This window comes from Lacihabitans sp. CS3-21 (assembly GCF_024343675.1).
GTDB lineage: Bacteria > Bacteroidota > Bacteroidia > Cytophagales > Spirosomataceae > Leadbetterella.
Window position 1 is genome coordinate 1 of sequence record NZ_RJUD01000064.1, and the last position, 1,916, is coordinate 1,916.

Annotated in this window: 1 protein-coding gene; it reads left to right on the forward strand. The window is 38.6% G+C overall.

Going from position 1 to position 1,916, the window contains the following annotated elements:
• Nucleotides 1-100 precede the first annotated feature (100 nt).
• On the forward strand, nucleotides 101-1,916 hold a 1,816-nt coding region (locus tag EGI24_RS14360), incomplete at its 3' end, for an immunoglobulin domain-containing protein (RefSeq protein WP_255049159.1).

Genomic DNA, 1,916 nt, shown 5'->3' on the forward strand with positions numbered 1-1,916 from the left:
AACATCAAGAACACCTGCGGAAGTAATAATCAATTCATCGATACCCATTCCAATAATTAGTGCTAGTTCTAACATTATTTGTTCGGGTTCGAGCTCAATATTGACCAATTCGTCCAGTTGCACAGGTACAGTTACATGGAGAAATAGTAGTTCCGCATCGGTTGGTACAGGTAACTCAATAACTGTAAGTCCGCTTTCAACAACTACTTATACAGCTTCATGCACCGAAGGCTTGTGTTCAAGTACTTCAACTCCTCTGCAGATAACTGTTAATACTATTTCAGCAGGAACTATTCAAAAAGGACTCACAAATCCTACCGGGTGCTCCCCATTAGATCCAAACATTACTGGCGTTTCAACTGCGGTTGTAGGAGCTGGTACTTTAAGTTATGTATGGCAACAAAGTATAGACGGAGGAGTTAATTGGTCTGCCGCGATTGGACAATTAAACCCAGACGGTAGTCAATTCAATCCAAATCCATTTACCACAACTACTCTTTTCAGAAGAATAGTTACGTCAACCTTAAATGGCGTTTCATGTTCAGCCATCTCAAATGTATTGGATTATGTAGTCGATCCTAACCCTGTTTTAAGTACTATTTCAACTAGTCCTTCAGCATCTGTTTGTGTTGGAACAAGCATTACATTAAGTGCTACTGCTTCTGGAGGTACACCTAATTATACTTATAAATGGGAGAAAGAAACTTCAAGTATCGGAGGAAATACCAATTCATTTATGATTGCAAGCACATCTGTTTCCGATAATGGTACTTATTTTTTGACAGTTACAGATAGTAAAGGGTGCAAAGATACTGCACAAAGAACGATTAATATTATTTCTTCCGTTGGTGGTGTTGTCTCATCAAATACAACAGTACTTTGTAATGGTTTAAATAGTGGGTCTGTAACCTTATCGGGCCACACAGGAAGTGTAGTTAATTGGCAATATTCAATAAATAATGGTGCATCGTGGATAGATATTGTTAATACTAGTATGACTCAGTCCTATACTAATTTGACAAGCACAACTCAATTTAGAGCTGTAGTGAAAAATGGCTCTTGTAGTTCTGCTACCTCATCAGAAGCCACAATTACAGTACCTGCCTCTTTAAGCTTGACCGCGGCTTCATCAAATCTAAGTTGTTACAACAATGTCTCAGGAAGTGTAAGTTTAACAGCTTCGGGTGGAGTTCCTTCTTACCAATTTGCTTTAAATGGAGGGGTTAAACAAGCATCAAATACCTTCTCTGGATTATCAGCAGGGACATTTTCATTTTCTGTTACAGATGCCAATGGCTGTGTAAATTCAATTAATAATGTGGTTGTAGCACAACCAGCTGATTTGGTGGCAACCTTTTCATCCATTAAACCTTCATGTCCGGGTGGAAATAATGGATCAATTAGGTTAGAAACTTTAGTAGGCGGAACAAGTACTTATCAATTCAATATTAATGGAGGAAGTAATCAATCAATAAGCTCAATCCCAGGTGTGCTTTCAGGTTCGTTAACTTCAGGAAATTATACCGTTAATATTGTTGATAGCAAATCTTGTGTGAAGTCGTATAATATAATTATTCCAAATGGTGCCGACGTAACACCACCAATAATTGTCTGCCCAGCTAATTCAACAGTGAGTTGTTTAAGTATTCCTCTTACAAACCCAACAGTTAGTGACGATTGCGACAATAATCCTTCGATATCGATGGTAGAGGTCAGAACAGACGGAACCTGTGCAAACACTTATACCTTAACGAGAACTTGGACCGCAATAGACATTTCTGGTAATAAAAGTACCTGTATCCAAGTCATCACGGTAGAAGACAAAACAGCACCAGAATTAAGAACTGCACCAGCAAACATCACAGTAAGTTGCGAAGCGGTTCCAGCTAAAGTAGATTTAACAGCGACAGACAATT